Source organism: Desulfovibrio sp. OH1186_COT-070 (genome assembly GCF_003860215.1).
Lineage (GTDB): Bacteria > Desulfobacterota > Desulfovibrionia > Desulfovibrionales > Desulfovibrionaceae > Desulfovibrio.
The window spans coordinates 1-398 of sequence record NZ_RQYH01000193.1; the positions used below are offsets into that span (position 1 = coordinate 1).

A 398-nucleotide genomic window follows, 5' to 3' on the forward strand; every position below is an offset into this window, starting at 1 on the left:
AAGGGACATTTTGTAACAATATAAGGGACATTTTGTAACAATATAAGGGACATTTTAATATTAAGTCCCTTATTGTCTTTTTTATCTTCATTATAGGTGTTATAATACTTTTAAACAATATTAAAAAGGGACATTTTAATATTAAGTCCCTTATAAATTCGAGAGGAGTTTTGTATGTCTGGCGAAACAGTAGTATATAGAAATGAGATGAATTTAGTTCCATTAAGACGTTTTACAAGCACTGAAGTAGATTTGTTCTTTACTCTATGCAATAAACTTAAAGAGCAAGATACAAGAAAAGTAACTATCCCTTTTGAAGAATTAAAATATTTAAGTAACTACTATACTCGTTCACAAGAACGTTTTATTAACGATTTAGAACATGTATACGATAAAAT

At 27.1% G+C, this 398-nt stretch carries 1 protein-coding gene; it reads left to right on the plus strand.

From position 1 onward, the window contains the following. Positions 1-174: 174 nt before the first annotated feature. A partial coding sequence (locus EII23_RS12490) for a RepB family plasmid replication initiator protein (RefSeq protein ID WP_124793571.1) occupies positions 175-398 on the plus strand: 224 nt, incomplete at its 3' end.